This is a genomic window from Agromyces sp. NBRC 114283 (assembly GCF_030268405.1).
Lineage (GTDB): Bacteria > Actinomycetota > Actinomycetes > Actinomycetales > Microbacteriaceae > Agromyces > Agromyces mediolanus.
Map to the genome: position 1 here is coordinate 3,488,699 of NZ_BSQP01000001.1, position 22,184 is coordinate 3,510,882.

The 22,184-nt window shown below is 71.7% G+C and carries 19 protein-coding genes; 4 read left to right on the forward strand and 15 right to left on the reverse strand.

From position 1 onward, the window contains the following. Positions 1-13: 13 nt before the first annotated feature. The 7 genes from QSJ60_RS16740 to QSJ60_RS16770 form a co-directional block, all read right to left on the reverse strand. The gene (locus QSJ60_RS16740) at positions 14-1,054 is read right to left on the reverse strand and encodes a LacI family DNA-binding transcriptional regulator (RefSeq protein ID WP_502871396.1); all 1,041 of its coding nucleotides are present in this window, start codon (positions 1,052-1,054) and stop codon (positions 14-16) included. A gap of 281 nt (positions 1,055-1,335) precedes the next feature. Continuing rightward, complete coding sequence (locus QSJ60_RS16745; protein ID WP_285464689.1) at positions 1,336-2,763, reverse strand: MFS transporter; 1,428 nt, start codon at positions 2,761-2,763, stop codon at positions 1,336-1,338. Between the two features lie 34 nt (positions 2,764-2,797). Continuing rightward, positions 2,798-3,766, reverse strand: coding sequence for a cyclase family protein (locus tag QSJ60_RS16750; RefSeq protein WP_285464690.1), 969 nt, complete (start codon positions 3,764-3,766; stop codon positions 2,798-2,800). Then, positions 3,763-5,142: an APC family permease gene (locus QSJ60_RS16755; RefSeq protein WP_285464692.1), complete on the reverse strand. Its 1,380-nt coding sequence runs from the start codon at positions 5,140-5,142 to the stop codon at positions 3,763-3,765. The genes QSJ60_RS16750 and QSJ60_RS16755 overlap by 4 nt, the downstream gene beginning before the upstream one ends. 124 nt (positions 5,143-5,266) lie before the next feature. Further along, positions 5,267-6,430, reverse strand: coding sequence for a cystathionine gamma-synthase (locus QSJ60_RS16760; RefSeq protein ID WP_285464694.1), 1,164 nt, complete (start codon positions 6,428-6,430; stop codon positions 5,267-5,269). A gap of 57 nt (positions 6,431-6,487) precedes the next feature. After that, the gene (locus QSJ60_RS16765; RefSeq protein ID WP_285464696.1) at positions 6,488-7,855 is read right to left on the reverse strand and encodes a cystathionine beta-synthase; all 1,368 of its coding nucleotides are present in this window, start codon (positions 7,853-7,855) and stop codon (positions 6,488-6,490) included. A 119-nt stretch (positions 7,856-7,974) separates the two neighbouring features. Beyond that, positions 7,975-9,441, reverse strand: coding sequence for a sugar porter family MFS transporter (locus QSJ60_RS16770; RefSeq protein ID WP_285464698.1), 1,467 nt, complete (start codon positions 9,439-9,441; stop codon positions 7,975-7,977). Between the two features lie 197 nt (positions 9,442-9,638). Between QSJ60_RS16770 and QSJ60_RS16775 the strand changes: the two genes are divergently transcribed. Both QSJ60_RS16775 and QSJ60_RS16780 read left to right on the forward strand, forming a co-directional pair. Then, complete coding sequence (locus tag QSJ60_RS16775) at positions 9,639-10,295, forward strand: thioredoxin-like domain-containing protein (protein ID WP_285464700.1); 657 nt, start codon at positions 9,639-9,641, stop codon at positions 10,293-10,295. 4 nt (positions 10,296-10,299) lie between these two features. Beyond that, positions 10,300-10,914, forward strand: a complete 615-nt coding sequence (locus tag QSJ60_RS16780; protein ID WP_285464701.1) for a DUF305 domain-containing protein — start codon at positions 10,300-10,302, stop codon at positions 10,912-10,914. Positions 10,915-10,924: 10 nt separating this feature from the next. Here the strand turns inward: QSJ60_RS16780 and QSJ60_RS16785 are convergent, their stop codons facing one another. The 4 genes from QSJ60_RS16785 to QSJ60_RS16800 all read right to left on the reverse strand — a co-directional run bounded on the left by QSJ60_RS16785 (position 10,925) and on the right by QSJ60_RS16800 (position 16,422). Beyond that, positions 10,925-12,799, reverse strand: coding sequence for an ABC transporter ATP-binding protein (locus QSJ60_RS16785; RefSeq protein ID WP_285465363.1), 1,875 nt, complete (start codon positions 12,797-12,799; stop codon positions 10,925-10,927). Between the two features lie 166 nt (positions 12,800-12,965). Further along, a complete protein-coding gene (locus tag QSJ60_RS16790) occupies positions 12,966-13,967 on the reverse strand; it encodes a carbohydrate ABC transporter permease (RefSeq protein WP_189085709.1) in 1,002 nt (333 codons plus the stop codon). After that, positions 13,964-14,932: a carbohydrate ABC transporter permease gene (locus QSJ60_RS16795; RefSeq protein WP_230764598.1), complete on the reverse strand. Its 969-nt coding sequence runs from the start codon at positions 14,930-14,932 to the stop codon at positions 13,964-13,966. The genes QSJ60_RS16790 and QSJ60_RS16795 overlap by 4 nt, the downstream gene beginning before the upstream one ends. 131 nt (positions 14,933-15,063) lie before the next feature. Next, a complete protein-coding gene (locus QSJ60_RS16800) occupies positions 15,064-16,422 on the reverse strand; it encodes an ABC transporter substrate-binding protein (RefSeq protein WP_230764601.1) in 1,359 nt (452 codons plus the stop codon). A 258-nt stretch (positions 16,423-16,680) separates the two neighbouring features. Between QSJ60_RS16800 and QSJ60_RS16805 the strand changes: the two genes are divergently transcribed. After that, positions 16,681-17,715 (forward strand): LacI family DNA-binding transcriptional regulator, encoded by a 1,035-nt coding sequence (locus QSJ60_RS16805; RefSeq protein WP_189085706.1) that lies wholly within the window; start codon positions 16,681-16,683, stop codon positions 17,713-17,715. 73 nt (positions 17,716-17,788) lie between these two features. Here QSJ60_RS16805 and QSJ60_RS16810 read toward each other — a convergent pair whose 3' ends face one another. Both QSJ60_RS16810 and QSJ60_RS16815 read right to left on the reverse strand, forming a co-directional pair. Further along, positions 17,789-19,033, reverse strand: a complete 1,245-nt coding sequence (locus QSJ60_RS16810; protein ID WP_285464705.1) for an MFS transporter — start codon at positions 19,031-19,033, stop codon at positions 17,789-17,791. Next, positions 19,030-19,494, reverse strand: a complete 465-nt coding sequence (locus QSJ60_RS16815; RefSeq protein WP_189085704.1) for a MarR family winged helix-turn-helix transcriptional regulator — start codon at positions 19,492-19,494, stop codon at positions 19,030-19,032. The genes QSJ60_RS16810 and QSJ60_RS16815 overlap by 4 nt, the downstream gene beginning before the upstream one ends. Before the next feature lie 116 nt (positions 19,495-19,610). Between QSJ60_RS16815 and QSJ60_RS16820 the strand changes: the two genes are divergently transcribed. Continuing rightward, positions 19,611-20,390, forward strand: a complete 780-nt coding sequence (locus QSJ60_RS16820) for a GntR family transcriptional regulator (RefSeq protein ID WP_230764605.1) — start codon at positions 19,611-19,613, stop codon at positions 20,388-20,390. A gap of 16 nt (positions 20,391-20,406) precedes the next feature. On the opposite strand, the gene add is transcribed toward QSJ60_RS16820, so the two are convergent. Together add and QSJ60_RS16830 are read right to left on the reverse strand one after the other, a co-directional pair. Then, positions 20,407-21,378, reverse strand: coding sequence for an adenosine deaminase (add, locus tag QSJ60_RS16825; protein WP_285464707.1), 972 nt, complete (start codon positions 21,376-21,378; stop codon positions 20,407-20,409). An 11-nt stretch (positions 21,379-21,389) separates the two neighbouring features. Beyond that, positions 21,390-22,184 (reverse strand): nucleoside phosphorylase, encoded by a 795-nt coding sequence (locus QSJ60_RS16830; RefSeq protein ID WP_230764609.1) that lies wholly within the window; start codon positions 22,182-22,184, stop codon positions 21,390-21,392.

Here is a 22,184-nt window from a genome sequence, read left to right on the forward strand (position 1 = left end):
CGCGGCGAGCCGCTCAGCGCGCGACGGACGCCGGCCGCACCGCGACGGGCGCCGTCGAACCGCGCACCACGAGCCGCGGCACGATGTCCTCGACCTCGATCCGCTCGGCGCCGTGGACCTGGTTCAGCAGCAGCGCGACGGCCCGGCGGCCGATCTCGTGGAAGTCCTGGTACACGGTCGTGAGGGTCGGCGCGACGTGCTTCGCGACCGGGATGTCGTCGAAGCCGACGACGCTGACGTCGCCCGGCACGTCGAGCCCGGCGTCGCGGAACGCGTGCATGAGCCCGATCGCCATCTCGTCGTTCGCCGCGAACACGGCGGTGAAATCCCGGCGGCGCACGAGCTCGCTGCCCGCGTAGTAGCCGAAGTCGGCGGTCCAGTCGCCGAGGATCGGCGGGTGCAGGCCGAGCTCGGCGTCGTCGATCGCCTCGAGGAAGCCCCGCATCCGCGCCTCCGCCTCGATCCAGTCCTGCGGGCCGGCGAGGTGCACGATCTCGCGGTGGCCGAGCCCGATCAGGTGCTGCGTGGCGCGGCGCGCGCCCGTCACCTGGTCGACCGAGAGGGCGAGATGGTCGCGCCGCCCCGTCGACTGGAGGCTCACGAAGGGCACCCCGATCGAGGACGCCGCGAGCACCTCGAACACCCGCACCTGCGGGGCGATCACGACGAGCCCCTCGATCGCCTGCAGCATCAGGTGCTCGATCGCGTCGGCGATGCCGGCGGGCGAGGTGTCGGCGAGGTTCGCGGTGTTCACGTGGTAGCCGTGCTCGCGTGCGGCGTCCTCGATGGCCGCGATGCTCGTGGCCGGGCCGTAGGTCGTGCTCATGGCGGCGAGCACGCCGATCGTGTTCGATCGGCTCGTGACGAGGGTGCGGGCGGCCCGGTTCGGCCGGTACTGCAGCGTCTCCATGGCCTGCAGCACGCGCTCGCGCGTCTCGGGGCGGATGCTCGGGTGGTCGTTCAGCACCCGGGACACGGTCTGGTGCGAGACCTCGGCCAGGCGCGCGACATCGCGGATGCTGGGCGCGCGCCCGCGGTCCTGGGGAGGAGACACTGTTCGCCGATCCGGATGTGCACGTTCACATCGCTGTCGCATCCATTATGCACGCCGCGCTCCCCGCGTACAGTCCGGCCATGTGACAGTCACAACGGGCGGTCGAATCGAATCGATCGAGCCTGGGCGCATGAGAGCGCGCTCACCACACCCGCACGACGGCATTCGGGCGATTTCTGCGGGTCAGGGCCTCCCGGCACCCGCAAATACCGCCGACACGCACCAGAGGGAGGGCCCGAGCAGCAGGATGACCCGCGCAGCGCGCGACCAGCGCGCGCTGCTCAGCGCGCGGCGGGCGGACGCACCCGGGAGGCGAGCAGCACCGCGACGACGGCGACCGCCAACGCGACAGCGAAGTCCGGGGCGAAGCCGCCCCACACTACGGCACTCGACACGAGCGCGGTGATGGCGAGCGCGATCGAGGCGCCGAGCGACTCCGCGATCGAGAGCGCGGCGCTGTTGAAGCCCTGGGCCGAGACCGGCGACAGGCTCAGCACCGCGACCGAGAAGCGCGGGTACATGAAGCCCATCGCGCCGCCCGCGAGCGTCCAGGCTACGAAGGCGATCGCGGGGTGCAGGTGCAGCGCGGCGACCGCGAGCACCACGGCGAGCGCGACGACGAGCAGCGTCGAGCCGGTGACGACGGCGCGTACGTTCGAGATGCGGTCCCCGAGCCGGCCCTGCAGCCAGGAGGCCGCCGCCCAGCTCACCCCGGCCCCGGTGAGCACGGCGCCGGCGAGGCTCGGCTCGAAATCGTAGTCCTCGATGAAGAGGTACGGCAGGTAGATCTCGCTGCCGAAGAACGCGCCGGCGACGACGAGGCGCATGAGCACGGTCGCCGGCAGGCCGCGCGCGGCGCGCAGGGTGCCGGCGGGCAGCAGCGGGCGCACGGCCACGATCACGATGGCGACCGAGAGCCCGGCGACGACCCAGCGCAGCGGCGAGTCGAACTCCTTCGCGAGCGAGACGCCGAGCGCGGCCGCCGCGGTCAGCACGGCCCAGCCCACCCGGGACGGGCTCCACGGCACGGCGGCATCGCCCTGCACCTTCGCACGGGCCCGGAGCAGCGGCGGCAGCAGCATCGCGGTCGCGGGGACGACGATCGCGATCACGCCGAGGAAGACCCAGTGCCAGCTCGCCTGCTCGGCGACGAAGCCGGCGACCGCGGGCCCGACGATCGAGGGGATGACCCACGCCGCGGCGAAGCCGGCGAACACCCGGGCTCGGATGGCCTCGGGGTACACCCGGCCGACGATCACGTAGAGCGGCACGATGACCGCCGCGCCCGCGATGCCGTGCACGAAGCGCCCGACGATGAACACGATCATGTCGGTCGCGGTGCCGGCGATCACGAGGCCGACGACGAAGAGCACACCGGAGGTCAGGAGCGACGGCAGCGGCCCGTTGCGGTCGGTCCAGTTGCCGGCGATGACCATACCGATGATGCCCGCCGCGAGCGGCACGGCGAAGGCGAGCGCGTACAGCGCCTCGCCGTCGAGGTCGCGGGCGACGAGCGGCATGATCGTCGTGACGGCCATCGCCTCGAACGCGGCGAGGAAGATGAGCGCGAACATGCCGATCGAGAGCCACCGGTACGGCCGGGCGAGCGGACCGCCGACCGGCACCGCGGGCGCCGACGCGTCGCTCGCCGTCGGCTCGGCGGGCGCCGCGGCGCGAGGTTCGGTGGAGGGGCTCGGGGATTCGCTCACTCGATCGACCCTAGGACTTCAAGGGCCCTTGAGGTCAACCGGCCGCGCCGGGATCCGCCGTCGACAGCTCGGCGAACGCCCGCACCGGGAAGGTGCCGAAGCCCTCGATCCGCGGCGGGACCGCGGTGAAGCGCGCGCCGCGGGCCGGCAGCCGCTCGAGTCCGGTCAGGTGTTCGACGACGTGCACGCCGGCCGCGAGCAGCAGCGAGTGCGCCGGCCGCTCGCCAGTGCCGCCCTCCGTGTCGTCGATGTTCAGCGAGTCGATGCCGACGAGCGCGACGCCCGCCGCGACGAGGAAACGCGCACCCGCCTCGCTGAGGAACGGAGCTCCCGTGGCGTACTCGGGGGTGCCGAAGTGCCGGCTCCAGCCGGTGTGCAGCAGCACGGCGGCCCCCGCGAGCTCGACGGCCGTGCGCTCGAAGAAGACCTCGGCGGGGATGCCGCGCTCCGCCGCATCCGCGAGGTGCAGCACCTGCGCCGGGAGCCCGACGAGGGTCGCGAGCTCGAGCGAGGCGAGGTCGCCGCCGTCGGCGTAGCGGTGGTACGGGCTGTCGAGGTAGGTGCCCGTATTGCCCGCCATCGTGATGACGTCGATCGCGAACTCGGTGCCGGGCGCGTACACCTGCCGCGAGGCCGCGCGCGTCAGGTGCGGCGCGATGCTCGGCGCGGGGATGCCGGGGTACGTCACGAGCCCGGCGCGGATCGGGTGGCTGAGGTCGAGGAGGCGGGATGCCGCGCCGGCGCCGGCCCCGCCGGGCGACGTGCCGAGCGAGGCATCCGCGGCCACGCCCCGGGAGCCCTTGTGCGCCTCGGCGACGATCTCGAAGCTCGGGAACTCGACCGAGCCGACGAGCGCGAGCCCGAGATGCCGCACGAGAAGCTCGGCGACCGCGGCCTCGCCGACGTCGGGCCCCGGTACGTCGAGCCGGAAGCCGCGGGCGCTCAGCCCGCCGCCGTTCACGAAGGCGATCTCGGCGTCGAAGACGGCCCGGTACTCGGTCATACGCGCTCCTCTATTCTGTGGTCGGATCCGGATCCGAGCGCTCCGGCCCGGGCGTCGGCGTCGGTCCCGCGCCGGTGCGGACGCCGACCCGCGCGCACTCGCCGTACGAGGGTCACCGCGATCGCGGCGACGGCGAGCAGGCCAGGCACGACGAGGTTCGGACCGGCGAGCACGAGCAGCCCGGCCGTGAGCACCGTCGCGATGACGGCGAGCCACCAGCCCACGCTCCAACGGCGCAGCAGCAGCGTCGCGGCGAGCATGCCGACGAAGTAGATCGCGACCATGTTGCTCGTGTGGATCAGGATGAACGCGCCGAGCGCGCCGCCGTTCGCGACGACGAGCACGAAGTACCCGAGCGAGACGACGCCGGTGAGGGCGAGCGCCCGCCTGGGCACCTCGCCGCCCGCGGCGCCCTTCGCGAAGTACCGGGGCAGGTCGCCGTCGCGGCCGAGCGCTGCGCCGAGATTGCCGAAGGCCGGCAGGTACGCGTTCATGACGCCCACGGTGACGATGACCGCGATCGCGGCGACGATCGCCGGGCCGATCCCGGGCAGCACGACGTCGACGAGGTCGATGAGCGGCACGACGCCCTGCCCGGCGCGCTCGCCGAGCACGCCGACGGTGACGAACTGCAGCGCGAGGTAGCCGACGCCGACCACGACGATCGCGATGGCGGTCGCGATGGGGATGACGCGGCGGGGGTTCCGGAACTCCCCCGCGATGTGGGTGCCGACCTCCCAGCCGGCGAACGCCCACACGAACAGGCTGATCGCGGTGCCCACCCCGGCCCAGCCGTTCGGCAGGAACGGCGTGAAGGCGGCCGTCTCGACGTGCGGGAAGGTGAGCGCGACGACCGCGACGACGACGGCGAGCAGCAGCGCCGTGAGCACGAGCTGCACCCAGCCCGCGACCCGCACCCCGAACCAGCTGATGACGTAGGGCGGCACGAAGATCGCCGCGGCGATAAGCGGCACGGCCGCGCGGTCGACGCCGAGCGCCGCGACGACGTACTCGCCGCAGAGCAGGGTGACGACGGGCGCGCCGACGCAGACCCCGAAGTAGAACCAGTACCCGGTCATCCGCGCGACGGTATCGCCGAGGGACCGCCGGGCGTAGCTCGCGACGCCGCCCGGGTCGGGGAAGCGGGCGGCGAGCGCCGCGAAGGTCCCCGCGAGCGGGATCGACAGCACGAGCACCGCGGCGACCGCGAGCACCGAGGCGGGACCGGCGGCGGCGGCCGCGAGGCCGGGGAGGGCGAGGATGCCGGTGCCGAGCACGCTCGCGATGTAGAGCGCCGTGCCCTGCCCGAGGCCGAGGGTGCCGTGGCCGGCGGCCGGGGTCTCCGGTGCGGTCGCGGGGTGCTGCGTCGAGGTCACCCGCACAGTCTGGCGCACGTGGCATCCGTCCCGCGCTGGCAGGAGTGACACCCTCAGTGCATATCCTGCCAAGCTCGGCCGCCCGGCAGGGCCTACTCCCGCCGGGCCCGGGCGCGGCGGCGCGCTACAGGCGTGCGAGCGTCTGGTCGATGTCGGCGAGCAGGTCGTCGACGTCCTCGATGCCGACCGAGAGCCGCACGATCGAGGCCGGCACCTCCGCCTCCGTGCCGCGCACCGAGGCGTGCGTCATCTCGGAGGGGTAGTTGACGAGCGACTCGACCCCGCCGAGCGACTCGGCCAGCTGGAACAGCTCGGTCGACTCCGCGAAGCGGCGGGCCGCCTCGCCGCCGCCGGCCAGTTCGATCGAGAGCATGCCGCCGAAGCCCGACATCTGCCGGCCGGCGAGCTCGTGGCCGGGGTGCGACTCGAGGCCCGGGTAGTAGACGCGGGCGATGCCCGCGTGCTCCTCGAGCCGGCGGGCGATCGCGAGGGCGTTCTGGCTGTGCCGCTGCATCCGGATGCCGAGCGTCTTGATGCCGCGCGAGGTGAGGAACGCGTCGAACGGACCCGACACCGCGCCCGCCGCGAACTGGGTGAACTGCACCCGCTCGTGCAGCTCCTCCTGGCCGGGCGCGAAGACGACCGCGCCGCCGATCACGTCGGAGTGCCCGCCGAGGTACTTCGTGGTCGAGTGCACGACGACGTCGGCGCCGAGCGCGACCGGCTGCTGCAGCGCGGGGCTCGCGAAGGTGTTGTCGACGACGACGAGAAGGCCCGCCTCGTGGCCGAGCTCGGCGAGCGCGGCCACGTCGGAGATCTTCATGAGCGGGTTCGAGGGCGTCTCGATCCAGAGCACCTTCGTGACACCCGGCTCGATCGCCGCGCGCACGAGGTCGAGGTCGCTCGTGTCGACGGTCGAGTGGCGCACGCCCCAGGCGCCGTGCACCCGGCGGATGAGCCGGTGCGTGCCGCCGTAGACGTCGTTGCCGATGACGACGTGGTCGCCGGGGGCGAGCACGGTGCGCAGCAGCGCGTCCTCGGCGGCGAGGCCGGAGGCGAAGGACAGCGCATGCGCGCCGCCCTCGAGCGCGGCGAGCTGAGTCTCGAGGGCGGTGCGGGTCGGGTTGCCGCCGCGCGAGTACTCGTAGCCGCCGCGGAGTCCGCCGATGCCGGCCTGCACGTAGGTGGAGGTGGCGTAGATGGGCGGGATCACCGCGCCGGTCGTGGGATCGAACGCCTGGCCGGCGTGGATGGCTCGGGTGTCGAAACGGGCGTCGTCGGAGTTCATGATGGAGTCGCTTTCGAGTGGTTCGGAGAGACCGGGGAGCCGCGCTGCAGCCGGGGGTCAGTGGGAGAGGTAGCCGAGCAGGTCGCTGCGGGTGACGACCCCGAGCGCCTTGCCGCCGTCGGTGACGAGCATGGCGGGAGCGTCGGTGAACGCCTGCCGCGCCGCGGCGACGGGCTCATTCACGCCGATCAGCGGCAGCGGTGCGCCGAGCACCTGGCCGACCTCGTCGGTGAGCTTCGCCGCCCCGGAGAAGACGCGCTCGAGCAGCTCCTCCTCGTGCAGCGCGCCGAGCACCTCGCCGAGCACGACGGGCGGCTCGTGCCCGACGACGACGAGCTGCGAGACGCCGGTCTCGGTCATCTTGTCGATCGCGTCGCGCACGGTGTCCTGCGGGAAGACGTGCACGAGCGGCTCGGTGCGGTCGGCCTTCGCGGCGAGCAGATCGGCGACGGTGTGCCCGCTCGGGGCGTTGCCGAAGCCATAGGCGCGCAGCCACTTGTCGTTGAAGATCTTGCCGAGGTAGCCTCGGCCGCCGTCGGGCAGCAGCACGACGAACACGTCGTCGGGCCCCGCCTTCGCGGCGGCCTCGAGCGCGGCGACGACGGCCATGCCGCTCGAGCCGCCGACGAGGATGCCCTCCTCGCGGGCGAGCCGTCGGGTCATCGCGAACGACGCGGCGTCCGAGACCTCGATGATCTCGTGCGGCACCGCGGGGTCGTAGGCGGTGGGCCAGAAGTCCTCGCCGACACCCTCGACGAAATAGGGGCGGCCGGTGCCGCCGGAGTACACCGAGCCCTCGGGGTCGGCGCCGATGATGCGCACCTGGTCGCCCGAGACCTCGCGGAGGTAGCGGCCGGTGCCCGTGATCGTGCCGCCCGTGCCGACGCCCGCGACGAAGTGGGTGACCCGGCCCTCGGTGTCGCGCCAGATCTCCGGCCCGGTGGTCTCGTAGTGCGAGCGCGGGCCGTTGGGGTTCGAGTACTGGTCGGGTTTGAACGCGCCGGGGATCTCGCGGACGAGGCGGTCGGAGACGCCGTAGTACGACTCCGGGCTGTCGGGCGCGACGGCCGTCGGCGTCACGACGACCTCGGCGCCGTAGGCGGTCAGCACGTTGCGCTTGTCCTCGCCGACCTTGTCGGGGCAGACGAAGATGCAGCGGTAGCCCCGCTGCTGCGCCACGAGGGCGAGGCCGACGCCGGTGTTGCCGCTCGTGGGCTCGACGATCGTGCCGCCCGGCTTCAGCTTGCCCTCGCGCTCGGCCGCGTCGATGATGCGGCCGGCGATGCGGTCCTTCGAGGAGCCGCCGGGGTTCAGGTACTCGAGCTTCACGAGCACCGTCGCCGTGGTGACGCCCTCGGTGACGCGCGAGAGCTTGACGAGCGGGGTGTCGCCGACGAGGTCGACGATCGATTCTGCGTACTTCATGGCCGTGTTCATTCCTCGTGTGGGGTGCGTCGCATCGATCGGATGCCGCGCGCGACGCGATGAATAGGGGTCGCGGAGCTCAGCGACAACAACACAGCGAGAAGTTCACGCTCGACAGCCTAGCCGGTCGCCTCAGCTCGGCGCTTGGCCGATCCCTTCGCGGGGAAGAGCGTCTCGGACTCCTCGAGCGACATGCCGTTCGTCTCGGGCACCTTGAGGAAGACGAAGAGGAAGGAGAGCGCGGCGAACAGCGCGTACATCCCGTAGGTGAAGAGCAGCGAGAAGTCGCTGAGCGCCGGGAAGCTGACGGTGATGAGGAAGTTCGCGATCCACTGCGCCGCCGCGGCGAGACCGAGGGCGCGGGCGCGGATGCGGTTCGGGAAGATCTCGCCGAGCAGCACCCAGACGAGCGGGCCCCACGAGAAGCCGAAGAACACCACGAACAGGTTCGCGGCGACGAGCGCGACCGGCCCCCAGGCGCCGGGCAGCGAGACCTCGCCGTCGACCGTCACGGAGTTCGCGAAAGAGAGCGCCATCGCCGCGAGCGACACCGTCATGCCCGCCGAGCCGACGAGCAGCAGCGGCCGCCGGCCGACGCGGTCGACGAGCACGATCGCGACGAAGGTGACGACGATGTTCGTCACGGAGGTGATCACCGAGATGAGCAGCGAGTTCGACTCGTCGAAACCGACCGCCTTCCAGAGGGTCGTCGAGTAGTAGAAGATCACGTTGATGCCGACGAACTGCTGGAAGACGCTCAGCAGGATGCCGATCCAGACGATGCCCTGCAGCCCCAGCACCGGCCCGCGCAGCGCGCCCTTGCGCTTCGCGTAGGCGTCCTGCTGCATCGAGTCGTGGATGTCGCGGATGGCCCGGTCCACCTCGTGCGGTTGGATGCGGGCGAGCACCTCTTTCGCCTTCTCCTCCTTGCCGGCCTTGACGAGGAAGCGGGGTGACTCCGGCAGGGTCAGCGCGAGGAGCCCGTAGACGAGCGACGGCACGATGCAGGCGAGGAACATCCAGCGCCAGGCCTCGAGCCCGAACCAGAACGCGTTGGATGCGCCGCCCGCGGCCGTCGCGAAGAGCGCGTCGGAGAGCAGGGCGGCGAAGATGCCGAACACGATCGCGAGCTGCTGCAGCGAGGCCAGCCGGCCGCGGGCCTTGCGCGGCGAGATCTCGGCGATGTAGGCGGGCGCGACGACCGAGGCGATGCCGATGCCGACGCCGCCGATGAGCCGCCAGACGATGAGGTCGACCACCCCGAAGGCGAAGCCGGAGCCGAGCGAGGAGACGAGGAAGAGGATGGCACCGAGCACCATCACGGGGATCCGGCCGAAGCGGTCGGCCAGCCGGCCGGCGAGCTCGGAGCCGACGGCGCAGCCGAGCAGGGCGCTCGCGACGGCGAAGCCGGTCACCCCGGAGCTGAGGTCGAACTGGTGCTGGATGGCGTCGACCGCCCCGTTCACGACGGAGGAGTCGAAGCCGAAGAGGAAGCCGCCGACCGCGCCGGCGGCCGCGAGGCCGATCACCTTCGCGTTGAGCCCGTCTCCCCCGCCGGCCTGCGGCTCGGCTGCTGCGCTCGTCATGTGCGGTCTCCTCGCTCGCCCGGCCCACCCCCGGCGTCGGGGTCAGACTATGCCTTCGGCCCGGTGCGGGACGAGGGCTTGACTGGATCCTGGTATCCCGATCAGACTGCGAAAGCCCTGGGAGTACCCCGCCGCGTACCGGGGTTCGGATCTATGCATCCGTATCATCGGAGCGACGCGTCGAGAGAGGTCCACCAGTGAGCGCCAGCCCCAAGCAGCCGTCGATCAAGCAGCAGCGCGCTGCCGCCCGCGAGGCGAAGCTCGCCGAGTTCCGCGCCAAGGAGGCCCGCCGCAAGCGGGTCCGCACGATCGGCATCGCCTCGGGCATCGTCGCCGTCATCGGCCTGCTCGTGACCGCGATCGTGCTGACCCCGAAGCCGGCGAGCTACAGCAAGGGCGGCACCGGCGCCGAGATCGACGGCGTCGAGACCTTCGACAACGGCGCCGGGCACGTCGCGGGCACCGTGGACTACCCGCAGACGCCGCCCGCCGGCGGCGAGCACAACCAGGTATGGCTGAACTGCGGCGTCTACGAGCAGCCCGTGCCGAGCGAGAACGCCGTGCACTCGATGGAGCACGGCGCGATCTGGGTGACCTACGACCCCGAGCGGGTCTCGGGCGACGAGCTCGCCACGCTGAAGTCGAAGCTGCCCTCGAGCTACGTCGTCCTCTCCCCCTTCGAGGGCCTCGACACGCCGATCGCGCTGAGCGGCTGGAACGCGCAGCTGAAGCTCGACGACGCGGCCGACCCCCGCATCTCCGAGTTCTTCGAGGAGTACTGGCAGAGCCAGAACGTGCCCGAGCCGGGCGCGCTCTGCACGGGCGCCTTCGACGCGCCCGGCAAGGTCTCCTGACCCCGTGAGCCGCACGCGCATCGTCGCGGCCTCGATCGCCGGCGTCGTCGCCGTCGTGCTCGTCGCGGTCGCCGCGTTCGCCTTCGGCCGGCTCTCGACGGTGCCCGAGGCGACGCCGTCCGAGGGCAGCGCCGAGGCGGGCTTCGCCCGCGACATGCAGGTGCATCACAAGCAGGGCGTGGAGCTCGCCCTCATCGTGCGCCAGGTCACCGACGACGCCGAGGTGCGCCTGCTCGCCGATGACATCGCCGCGACGCAGGCCCAGCAGTCCGGTCAGCTGGCCGGCTGGCTGAACGTCTGGGACCTGCCTCAGTACAGCGCCGAGCCGCAGATGACGTGGATGACCGACGGGGGCGCGCACTCGCACACGGCGGGCGAGCCGATGCCCGGCCTCGCGACCCCCGAGCAGATCGCCGCGCTGCGGGCGTCGAGCGGGGTCGAGGCGGAGCGGGAGTTCCTCGAGCTGATGATCGCGCACCACCTCGGCGCCGTCGAGATGGCCGAGGCGCTCGAGGAGCGCTCGAGCCATCCGGTCGCCCTGGCCTTCGCGCGGGCCGTGATTGCCTCGCAGCAGTCCGAGATCGAACTCATGCAGGGCATGCTCGACGCCCGCGGCTGAGCGAGTGCGCTCAGCCCTGCGCGGGCAGCGCGAGGTCGGCCTGCTCGCGGTAGAGCGAGGCGTACACGCCGCCGAGACCGAGCAGCTCGGCGTGGGTGCCGCGCTCGACGATGCGGCCGGCGACGACGACGAAGATGACGTCGGCCGAGACCACGGTCGTCAGCCGGTGCGCGATGGCGATCGTGGTGCGACCCTTCGCGGCGTCGTCGAGGGCGGCCTGCACGACCCGCTCGGAGATCGTGTCGAGCGCGCTCGTGGCCTCGTCGAGCACGAGCACCGGCGGATCCTTCAGGAGCACCCGGGCGATCGCGATGCGCTGTTTCTCGCCGCCGGAGAGCCGGTAGCCGCGTTCACCCACGACGGTGTCGTAGCCCTCGGGGAAGCTCGCGACGGTCTCGTGGATGTTCGCCGCGCGGGCCGCGGCCTCGAGCTCGGCGTCGGTGGCGTCGGGCTTCGCGTAGCGCAGGTTCTCGGCGATGGAGGCGTGGAAGAGGTACGTCTCCTGGCTGACGATGCCGATGCGCCCGACGAGCGACTCCTGCCGGAGCTCGCGCACGTCGACCCCGGCGAAGCGCACGGTGCCGCCCGTCGCCTCGTACAGCCGCGGCACGAGGTAGGACACCGTCGTCTTGCCGGCGCCCGACGGCCCCACGAAGGCGGCGAACTGCCCCGGCTCGATCGTGAACGAGACCTCGTCGAGCGTGGGGCGACCGTCGGCGTCGGCATCGGGGTAGCGGAACGACACTCGGTCGAACTCGACGCGGCCGAGCTCGGCGCCGTCGGGCACCTCGCGGGCGCCGGGGGCGTCGGTGATCGCCGGCTTCAGGTCGAGGTACTCGAAGATGCGGGCGAACAGGGCGCTGGAGGTCTGCAGGTCGAGGGCGACCCGCATGAGGCCCATCAGGGGGAAGAGCAGCCTCGCCTGCACAGTCGTGAACGCGACGATGGTGCCGGCGGTGACATCGGCCGCGCCGCCGGTGATGAGCCACCCGGACACGAGGTAGACGATCGCCGGGATCGAGGACATGAAGATGTTCACCATCGCGAAGAACCACTGACCGGTCATCTGCTGGCGCACCTGCAGGCCGATCTGGTTCCGGTTCTCGTCGGCGTAGCGGTCGATCTCGCTCTGCTGGCGGGTGAAGCTCTTCGACAGCAGGATGCCGGAGACCGAGAGCGTCTCCTGCGTGATCGCCGTCATCTCGGAGAGCGACTCCTGCGTCTTGCCGGCGATGCGGGCCCGCACCTGGCCGACCCGGCGCTGGGCGATCACCATGAACGGCATGAGCAGCAGCGCGACGAGGGTGAGCTGCCAGTTCAGGATGAGCATCGCGACGAACGCCGAGATGACGGTGACGGTGTTGCCGAGCACGCTCGACACGGTGTTCGTCAGCACGCCGGCGACGCCGCCGACGTCGTTCTGCAGCCTGGACTGGATGACGCCCGTCTTCGTGCGGGTGAAGAAGCTCAGCTCCATCGACTGCAGGTGCGAGAACAGCCGCACCCGGAGGGCCCCCATGACCTTGTTGCCGATCGTGGAGGTGAGCCAGGTCTGCCACACGGCGAGCAGCGCCGAGACGATGAACACCGCGATCATGCCGACGACGAGCCAGGTGAGCTGCGGCACGTCGGGCGGGAGCGCATCGCCGGCGGCGTTCTTCGGGAACAGGCCGTCGTCGAAGGCGCGCTGGGTGAGCAGCGGCGGGATGACGCTGAGGGCCGCCCCGATCAGCACGAGCACGATCGTCGTGACGAGCGCGGCCCGGTGCGGCGCGAACAGTTCGGCGATGCGGCCGAGCAGGTTCGGGATCTTCGGCGCCTGGGCGTTCTCGGCGCGCTGGGCGGCCTCGTCGGCCGAGGCGATGCGGGTGCGCGGCTTGCCCATGCGCCCGCTCTGCCCGCCCGGCGCGGTTCGGTTCATGCTCACCGCTTCACCCTACGCCGCGCCGGGGACGCCCCGGCCGGGCGGCCGCGATCGGCCCCGGCGGCCGGTGCGGACGAGCGGATGCCGCGAGCCTCGGCCCGCGGCATCCGCTCCCCCCTGCCCGGTCTCAGCCCTTGGTCGATCCCGCCAGCAGGCCGCGCACGAAGTATCGCTGCAGGCCGAAGAAGACGGCGAGCGGGATGATGATCGAGATGAACGCGCCTGCCGTCAGGCGCTCCCACTCCTGGCCGCGCGAGCCCACCATCTCCGCCAATCGCTGGGTGAGCGGCGCGACGTCCTGCGTGCCGCCCGAGAAGATGAGGGCGACGAGCAGGTCGTTCCACACCCAGATGAACTGGAAGATCGCGAACGAGGCGATCGCCGGCGTCGCGAGCGGCAGCACGATGCGGAAGAAGATCTGCCCGTGGGTGGCGCCGTCGACCCTGGCGGCCTCGATGACCTCGCTCGGGATCTCCGCGATGAAGTTGTGCAGCAGGAAGATCGCGAGCGGCAGCGCGAACATCGCGTGCGCGAGCCAGACCGGCGCGTAGTTCTGCTCCGGGATGATCGGCACGACGTCGTGCAGCCACGCCTGCATCGGGCGCAGCCAGGTCGAGAAGATCTGCAGCAGCGGCACGAGCGCCATCTGCAGCGGCACGATCTGCAGCGCGAACACGAGGATGAACAGCACCCCGGCACCCTTGAACTTGATCCACGCGAAGGCGTACGCCGCCATCGTCGCGAGCACGAGCGGGATGAGCGTGCCGACGAGCGAGATCGCGATGGAGTTCACGATGTACGCGCCGAGCTGCGGCGACGACTGCGAGGTCGAGAGCAGCACGTCCTTGTAGTTGTCGAGCGTGAAGCCCCAGTTCTCGAAGATCGTCCACCAGCCCGTGGTGCGCACGAGCTCGGCGGGACGGAACGAGGAGATCAGCAGGCCGAACGTGGGGATGGTCCAGAGCACGGCGATGATGAGCGCCGCGACCGTCGCGGTGCGCGAGGTGAGCCGCTTCTTGACGCGGGCGGACTTGGTGCCGACGACCTCGGTCAGGGCGGTCGTCTCGGCGGCCCCCTCGATCGAGCCGCGGTCCTTGCCGGTGGGCAGGTCGGCGGGCGCGATGCTCATCGGATCTCCCTCTGCTTGCGGAGCACGTTGATGTTGTAGACGACGATCGGGAGCACCAGGAGGAAGAGGATGAGCGCGAGCGCCGAGCCGCGGCCGACCTCGCTCGCCCGGAACGCCTGGGTGTACATCTCGTTCGCGATGACCGAGGTGTTGAAGTTGCCGGCGGTCATCGTGCGGACGATGTCGAAGACCTTCAGCGTCGCGATCGAGATCGTCGTGAGCACGACGACGAGCGCCCCGCGGATGCCGGGCACCGTCACGTTGATGAAGCGCTGCCAGCCGTTCGTGCCGTCGAGCTGGGCCGCCTCGATCTGCTCGGTCGGCACGCCCTTGATGGCCGCGCTCAGCAGCACCATCGCGAAGCCCGTCTGGATCCAGATCATCACGATGATGAGCAGGAAGGTGTTCAAGGGGTCGGTCTGCATGAACTGCACGGGTTCGCCGCCGAAGGCCGTCACGATCGCGTTCAGGAGGCCGATCTGCTCGCGGTCGCCCGAGCGGTACTCGTAGACGAAGCGCCAGATGATGCCCGCGCCGACGAAGGAGATCGCGATGGGCATGAACAGGATGACCTTGTAGTACTTCTCGCCGCGCGAGCGGTCGATGAACACGGCGTAGGCGAGGCCGATGGCCGTGGAGACCGTCGGCACGAGCAGCACCCAGATGACGGTGTTGATGAGCGTGCGGATCGCCGTCGGCTGGGTGAAGGTCCACACGAAGTTGTCGAGGGTCCACTCGCCGCCGGAGGTCTGGAAGGCGAGCAGCGAGGTGCGGATGGCCGGGTACACGAGGCCGATCGCGAGGAAGATCAGCGCCGGGGCGAGGAAGCCGACGAGCTGCCAGTAGTCGCGGCCCTTCTTCGGCGCCTTGTCGATGAAGAAGATGAGCAGGCCGACGACGGCGGCCAGTACGGCGAGCCCCATCACCACCTGCAGGAGCTTGCCGAGCAGATCGGCGGTCGTCATCGTGCCTCCCGGGTTTTCGTCTTCGAAGCCAGCCGGAGCTGGAGGGGGGTGCGAGGGGCGGAGCCGTGCGGCTCCGCCCCTCGATCATGCCGCGCTGGGCGCTGGGTCTGCGACCGGCGCGCGGCGTTCGCTCAGCTGGCGGGCCAGCTGGACTCGATGGTGTTCAGGGTGTCCGCGGTGCTCTGCCCCGTGGTCCAGGCGACCATGCCCTTCCAGAAGGAGTCGGCGCCGACGGCACCGGGCATGAGGTCCGAACCATCGAAGCGGAACGTCGTCTCGGGGTCCTGCAGGATCTCGATCGACTGCTCGAGCAGCTCGCTCGACGCGTTCTTCGGGTCGAGACCCTTGTTCGCGCTGATGACGCCGCCGAGCTTCACGCGGTTGTTCGCCCAGGTGTCGCTGGAGAGGTAGGCGCGCACGGCCTCGACCTCTTCGGCGTCGCGGAAGGCGACCGGGAACTCGCCGCCGCCGGTGACCGACAGCGGGTCGTCGGCGTTGGCCGGCGGCATCAGGAAGGCGAAGACCGAGCCGTCGCTCGCGACCGTGTTGGCGTCGCCGCCGTCCGGGTTCCAGAAGGTCTCGTAGAACGAGGCCTGGTGGTGCAGCGAGCACTGGCCGTCGAGGATCGGGAGCCCGGCGGTCTGGAAGGCCTCGGTGACGATCGTCGACACGTCGCCGATGCCGCCGTTGACCATGGCGTCGTTCTTCAGGATCTCGCCCGCGGCGTCGAAGGCCTCCGCGACCTTCGGGTCGTTGAACGGGATGCCGTGGGTGACCCACTGGTCGTACACGTCGGCGCCGTGCAGGCGCAGCATGTAGTCCTCGATCCAGTCGGTGCCCGGCCAGCCGGTGGCGTCGCCCGACTCGAAGCCGACGCACCAGGGCTTGTGGTCGCCCTCGGCCGCGATCTTCTCGGAGAGCGCGTTCAGCTCGTCGAGGGTCTTCGGGATCTCGTAGCCCTTCTCCTCGAACTCGGACGGCGAGTACCAGATGTAGCCCTTGATGCTCGCCATGAGCGGCGCGGCGTAGAAGGTGTCGTCGTAGGTGCCGTACTGCTTCCAGTCCTCGCTCCAGAACTCGTCGACGTTGGCCTCGACCTCCTGGGATGCGGGGACCAGCCAGCCGCCGTCGGCGAGCCGGCCGAGCAGGCCCGGCTGGGGCACGATGCCGATGTCGGGGGCGTTGCCACCCTCGGCGAGCACGGCGATCTGGGCCTCGAACTCGCTCGAGCCCTGGTAGGTGATCTCGATGCCGGTGCAGGTCTGGAAGTCCTTCCAGGACTCGACCAGGCGGTCGGCCTCGAGGTCGAGGATGGTGCCGCTGATGGACACCTTCTTGCCCTCGAAGGTGCCGTACTGCTCGTAAGGCGCGCAGTCGACGTCGGCGGCATCCTCGTTGGCGATGTCGCCCGTACATGCCGTGAGGGCCAGGCCGAGCGCGGCGGCCGCCACGACGGGGACCACCAATCGGCGATGACGCGTGAAACGCATAGCTCTCTCCTCGTTGAGTGTGGTGCAGGCGGACCGGAACCGGTTCCAGCGACCACCGTAGAGCACGGTCGCGTCTCGCCACAAGTGACCCCCGATCACGAATCGGCGACAAGTCACTCCCTCGCCAGCGTTGGGTGAGAGCGCTTCCACGAAAATCTCCCGTTCGACCGGCAAAACGCGATCTCGACTGGAACCGGTTCCATACATCCGGCCCGGGCGAGTATGCTCTGCATCGAATACGCCGAGTGAGGAGCCGCGATGACCGCGATCGCCGACGTCGCACGCCTCGCCGGCGTCTCGAAGGCGACCGCCTCCAGGGCGCTCTCCGGGCGCGGGCACGTCGCCGAGGCGACGCGCCGCAGGGTCGAGACGGCGGCCGCGGAGATCGGCTACATCGTCTCCCCCGACGCCGCGAGCCTCGTCACCGGCCGCACGAAGAACATCGGCGTCGTCATCCCCTTCGTGAACCGCTGGTTCTTCGGCGAGGTGCTCGAGGGCCTCGAGCGTACGCTGCTCAGCGCCGGCTACGACCTCACCCTCTACAACGTCGACGGCGCGGGGCCCGACCGCGACCGCGTCTTCGAGTTCTTCCTCGCGCGCAAGCGCGTCGACGCGGTCATCGCGGTCGGCGTCGACCTCGCCGAGCACGAGCTCGCGGCACTCGAGCGGCGCGACAAGCCGGTCGTCGTCCTCGGCGGCGGCGAGGCCGGCGCGCTCGGCCCAGCCCGCCTGGGCATCGACGACCGGGCGGTCGGGCAGCTCGCCACCGAGCATCTGCTGCAGCTCGGGCACACCCGCCTCGTGCACCTCGCGGGCGACGGCGCGGCCGCCCGGCCGCTCAGCGTGCAGGGCCTGCGCCGGCACGGCTACCTCGACGCGATGTCGGCGGCGGGGCTCGCGCCGCGGGGGCGCGCCGAGGTCGTCGAGACCGAGATGACGATGCCCGGCGGCTATGAGGCCGCCCTGCAGCTGCTCGGCCAACCCGGACGGCGCCCAACGGCCGTGTTCGCGGCCTCCGACGAGGTGGCCTTCGGGGCCATCCGCGCGGCCGAGCGACTCGGCATGTCGGTGCCGCACGACCTCTCGATCGTCGGCGTCGACGGGCACGAGTACGCCGAGATGTTCGGCCTCACCACGGTCGAGCAGTCCCCGAGCGGGCAGGGCCGGGCGGCCGTCGACCTCGTGCTCCGGCTGCTCGGCGAGGGCGCGGAGGCCGACCCGCTGCCCGACTCCGGCGCGCCGCTGCCGACTCGCCTGGTCGTGCGCACCTCGACGATGCGCGCCCCGCTGTAGGCCGCGGGTGCATGACGTCACTTTTTGCGGGTGCGGCGAGGATCGCACCCGCAAATAGTGCCGTCTTGCGGGCCTAAGCGGCGTCGCCCGCGGTGATCGCCTCGGCCTCGGTGAGTGCGGGCTCCGCCTCGACGCGGTCGACGCGGCGCAGCGCCCGGTGCCCGAGCACGACGATGACGAGGGCGACGGCGACCGAACCGGCCGCCGCGTAGTACGGGGCGTCCGGCGCGATCAGGTGGGCGAGCTCCGCCGCGGCGGGCGGGGCGACCGCGCCGCCGAGGAAGCGCACCGCCGAGTACGCGCTCGAGGCGACGGAGCGCTGGAGGTCGGTCGCCTCCATGACGCACTCGGTGAGCACCGTGTTCAGCACGCCGAGCACGAGGCCGCCGATCACGATGCACACGACGAGCGCGGTCGGGTTCGCGATGACGAGCCCGGCCGCGACGAGGTCGATCGCGAGGAGGGGCAGCGCGATCCAGAGCACGCGGGTGCGCGGCATCCGGGCCGTCAGGAGCGGCGCGACGAAGACCGAGGTGACCGCGAGCGCGAGCCCCCAGCCGAAGAAGGTGAAGCCGAGCCCGAGCGCGTCGAAGCCCAGCGGGAACGGCGAGTAGGCGAGCAGCACGAAGAAGCCGATGTTGTAGAAGAGCGCGGCGGCGGCGAGCACCGCGAGCGCGGGCTGGCGGAGCGCCCGGAGGGGCGCGGAGAGCTTCGTCGGCACGGGCTTCTCGGCATCCTGCTCCGGCCGCAGGAACGCGACGATCGCGATGAAGCCGATCGCCATCAGCGCGGCGGTGCCGAAGAACGGGCCGCGCCAGCTCAGGTGGCCGAGCAGGCCGCCGAGGAGCGGGCCGATCGCGATGCCGAGCCCGAGCGCGGCCTCGTAGAGGATGATCGCCGAGCCTGTGCCGCCGGACGCGGCGCCGACGATCGTCGCGAGCGCGGTCGAGATGAACAGCGCGTTGCCGAGGCCCCAGCCTGCGCGGAAGCCGATGACGGACTCGACGTTCTGCGACAGCCCCGCGGCGGCCGCGAAGATCACGATGAGGCCGAGGCCGATGAGCAGCGTCTTCTTCGCGCCGATGCGGCTCGACAGCCAGCTCGTGCCGAGCATGGCGAGGCCGGTGATGAGCAGGTAGCTCGTGAAGAGCATCTCGGTCTCGGTCGGCGTCGCCTGCAGGCTCTCGGCGATGGCCGGCAGGATGGGGTCGACGAGGCCGATGCCCATGAAGGCGATGACGCAGGCGAAGGCGACCGCCCACACCGCCTTGGGCTGCTTGAGGATGGATGCGGATGTCTCGTGCGAGCCGTGGCTCATTCGTGCTCCTTGCTGCGGCCGAGGCTGGCGTCGGCCCGATCGAGGCCGGCCTGCAGCACCGCGACGGTGCGCTCCAGGGCGGCGAGGTCGTCGTCGGAGAGCTCTGGGAACATCGGCGCGATGGTCGCCGTGAGCTCGTCGCGCCACGCGTCGAGCGCCGTGAGCCCGGCCGGCTCGGCGGCGACGCGCAGGGCGCGGCCGTCGTCGGGGTCGGGCGTGCGGCGCACCCAGCCGCGCTCCTCGAGCGCGTTGACGAGCTTCGTCATGGTCGGCTGGGTGACCCGGCTGACCCTGGCGAGCTCGCCGAGGCGCAGCGGGCCGAGGTCGCGGAGCACGCCGAGGGTGCGCCAGACGGCGGGCGACTCCTCGCTGCCCGTCGCGGTCGCCGCGACGCGGACGAGCCGGCTGTTCGCCGACACGAGCGCGCCGATGAGGGCGGGCAGGTCGAGGTCGCGTGGCATGCACACCAGTATACATAGCCTGGCTATATATCTCTGGACTGCCCACGAAATCCCCGCCGACCCGCGAGAATAGGAGGGCTGCGCGCGAGCGCGGCGACGCAGACGAAAGGGCGCAGATGGGCACCAGCTACCTCGAACAGCCGTTGCTCACCTCCCCCGGCCAGCCGCTGCGCGTGGCCGTCTACTCGCGCATCGCCCACGGCATCCGCACCGGGGTGTTCCCGCTCGGCACCGCCCTCCCCCGCGAGACCGAGCTCGGCACCGCCCTCGGCGTGAGCCGCACCGTCGTCCGCGAGGCGCTCATGCTGCTCGAGGAGGACGGCCTGATCAGCACCAGACGGGGCGTCGGCCGCTTCGTCGCCGACGCCGTGCCGCACGCGGGCCTCGAGGAGTTCCGGCCGCTCGAGCTCGTGCTCGCCGAGCCCGGCGTCACCATCGAGCTGCGCCACGTCGAGCTCACCCAGCAGACCGCGACGGACTTCGTCTCGACGTACCTGCAGCTCGCCGACGACGCCCGGTTCTGGTTCCGCGAGGCGATCGCCTCCCGCGACGGGGAGCCGATCGCGGTCGTGCAGGAGTACCTCCCCGTGGGCGACGACCGGGCGGGCTTCGGCGCCGCGGTCGAGGCGGCCCTCCCCGACATCGACGAGGCCCGCTCGACCGTGCTGATGCGCATCATCGACCGCACCGGGCTCGCCTTCGTGACCGGGGTCTGCCGCATCGGCGTCAGCGTCGCCGGGGCGACCCGGGCGAAGCAGCTCGAGCTGAAGGCGGCCGACCCGGTCATGCTGCTCACGCAGACCGCCGACCTCGACGGCCGGCCCGCCTACCTCGCGAAGGTCATCGTCGCGCCCTCCGTCGGGCACCTCGCGGTGCGGCAGTCCTCGGGCGGCTGAACGGGAGCGTCTCCGCTCAGGCGGGCAGCCGCGCCTCGAGCGCGCGCCGGACCGCCGGCTCGAGGAACGCCGCGGCCACGCTCGTGCGATCGAGCTCCGCGAGCGAGCGCTCGTCCCAGCCGAGCTGCGCGACGAGCACGCGGCGCTCGGCCGCGAGGTCGGAGCCCGTCTGCATCGGGTTGTCGTCGCCGAGCACGAGCCGGACCCCGGCCCGCCGCATAGCCGCACCCGGATGGTCGGCGACCCGATCGATCGCCCCGGTGAAGTGGTTCGAGGTCGGGCAGATCTCGACGACGAGCCCGGCATCGGCCGCCCGGGCAAGCTGCTCCGGCTCGTCGACGAGGTGCGCGCCGTGCCCGATCCGGCTGACGCCGAGCCAGTGGAGCGCGTCGGCCACGGCCGCCGCCTCGCCGGCCTCGGCGGCGTGGCAGGTGAGCCCGAGGCCCGCCGCGGCGGCGACGCCGAACGCTGGCGCGTGCACGTCGTGCCGCGGGAAGCGCGACTCGTCACCCGCGAGGTCGAAGCCGCAGACGACGTCGCCGGCGGCCGCGGCCGCCGCCCGGGCGACCGCGAGGTTCGTCGCCTCGTCGTGGTGGCGGAGCGCGGCCACGACGGCGCCCGACGGCATCCCGCTCGCGGCGCTGCCCGCGGCCATCCCCCGGGCGACCGCGGCGATCACCTCGGCGAGGCCCCGATCGTCGTCGGCGTGCGTGGCCGGCCCGAAGCGCAGCTCCAGGTAGTCCTGGCCGCCCGCCGCGCCATCCTCGACCGCCTCCCTGGCGATCCGCTCGATCGCGTCGAGCCGGCGGAAGAACGGATAGCTCGCGGCGACCTTCTCGAGGTACGCGGTGAGATCCGCGGGCCCGTCGAGCCGGAGCGCCCGCGCCCAGCCGGCGGGCGGCTCCGGCACGCCGGCCCCCCGAGCGAGCTCGGCGGCCGTCTCCGGCCGCACCCGCCCCTCGAGGTGGCTGTGCAGGTTGATCAGCATCGGCCCGCGACTCAGAGCTCGAGCCGCACGGCGGTCTCGAGCGCCGCCTCGATGCTGCGCATCCAGCCTTCCTTCAGCGCCTCCTTGACGCCCGAGTAGAGGCTCGTGCCGTCGTAGAGGTTGCTCGACGTGGAGCAGATCATCCCGGCCCGCACGCCGCGGAGGCGCGCGACGACGAAGATGGCCGAGGCCTCCATCTCGACGTTCGTCACGCCGAGCTCGTGCAGCGTGGAGATCCACTCCGGCGTCTCCGCGTAGAAGGCGTCGTCGCTCACGCTGATGCCGGTGTGCACCTTCGCCTGCGTGCCCTCGGTGAGCTCCCGCGCGGTGCGGGCGAGCTCGGCGGTGATCGCGAGGTCGGGGACGGCCGGGTAGCCGGTCATCGCGTAGGCCGCGGTCGTACCGTCGTTGCGCAGCGAGCCCTCGCTGACGAGCAGGTCGCCCGGCGCGATGCCGGCCTGGAGCCCCGCCGAGGAGCCGACCCGGATGAACGAGGTCACGCCCACCCGGACGAGTTCCTCCACCGCGATCGCCGCCGAGGGGCAGCCCATCCCGGTGGAGGTCGCCGTGATCCGCCGCCCCTTGTAGTCGCCCGTCATCGTGAGGTGCTCGCGCTGGTGCGCGACCGTGCGCACATCGGTGAGGAACTCGGCGATCATCGGTACCCGGAACGGGTCGCCGGGCAGCAGCGCCACCGTCGAGACCTCACCGGGCGCGACCCCGATGTGGTACTGGCGTTCGCCGATCCCGGCGCTGGCCTTGTCGACGGCAGTGGCAGCGGTAGTGGCGGAGGTGGTCGTGGTCAT

Bases quoted from the DNA above. Each gene is read 5' to 3' on its own strand.
- QSJ60_RS16830 (WP_230764609.1), bottom strand. From the start codon at position 22,184: ATGACCACGACCACCTCCGCCACTACCGCTGCCACTGCCGTCGACAAG.
- QSJ60_RS16810 (WP_285464705.1), bottom strand. From the start codon at position 19,033: ATGAGCCACGGCTCGCACGAGACATCCGCATCCATCCTCAAGCAGCCC.
- add (WP_285464707.1), bottom strand. From the start codon at position 21,378: ATGCTGATCAACCTGCACAGCCACCTCGAGGGGCGGGTGCGGCCGGAG.
- QSJ60_RS16765 (WP_285464696.1), bottom strand. From the start codon at position 7,855: ATGAAGTACGCAGAATCGATCGTCGACCTCGTCGGCGACACCCCGCTC.
- QSJ60_RS16785 (WP_285465363.1), bottom strand. From the start codon at position 12,799: ATGGGCAAGCCGCGCACCCGCATCGCCTCGGCCGACGAGGCCGCCCAG.
- QSJ60_RS16750 (WP_285464690.1), bottom strand. From the start codon at position 3,766: ATGACCGAGTACCGGGCCGTCTTCGACGCCGAGATCGCCTTCGTGAAC.
- QSJ60_RS16815 (WP_189085704.1), bottom strand. From the start codon at position 19,494: ATGCCACGCGACCTCGACCTGCCCGCCCTCATCGGCGCGCTCGTGTCG.
- QSJ60_RS16770 (WP_285464698.1), bottom strand. From the start codon at position 9,441: ATGACGAGCGCAGCAGCCGAGCCGCAGGCCGGCGGGGGAGACGGGCTC.
- QSJ60_RS16820 (WP_230764605.1), top strand. From the start codon at position 19,611: ATGGGCACCAGCTACCTCGAACAGCCGTTGCTCACCTCCCCCGGCCAG.
- QSJ60_RS16790 (WP_189085709.1), bottom strand. From the start codon at position 13,967: ATGAGCATCGCGCCCGCCGACCTGCCCACCGGCAAGGACCGCGGCTCG.
- QSJ60_RS16800 (WP_230764601.1), bottom strand. From the start codon at position 16,422: ATGCGTTTCACGCGTCATCGCCGATTGGTGGTCCCCGTCGTGGCGGCC.
- QSJ60_RS16760 (WP_285464694.1), bottom strand. From the start codon at position 6,430: ATGAACTCCGACGACGCCCGTTTCGACACCCGAGCCATCCACGCCGGC.
- QSJ60_RS16805 (WP_189085706.1), top strand. From the start codon at position 16,681: ATGACCGCGATCGCCGACGTCGCACGCCTCGCCGGCGTCTCGAAGGCG.
- QSJ60_RS16795 (WP_230764598.1), bottom strand. From the start codon at position 14,932: ATGACGACCGCCGATCTGCTCGGCAAGCTCCTGCAGGTGGTGATGGGG.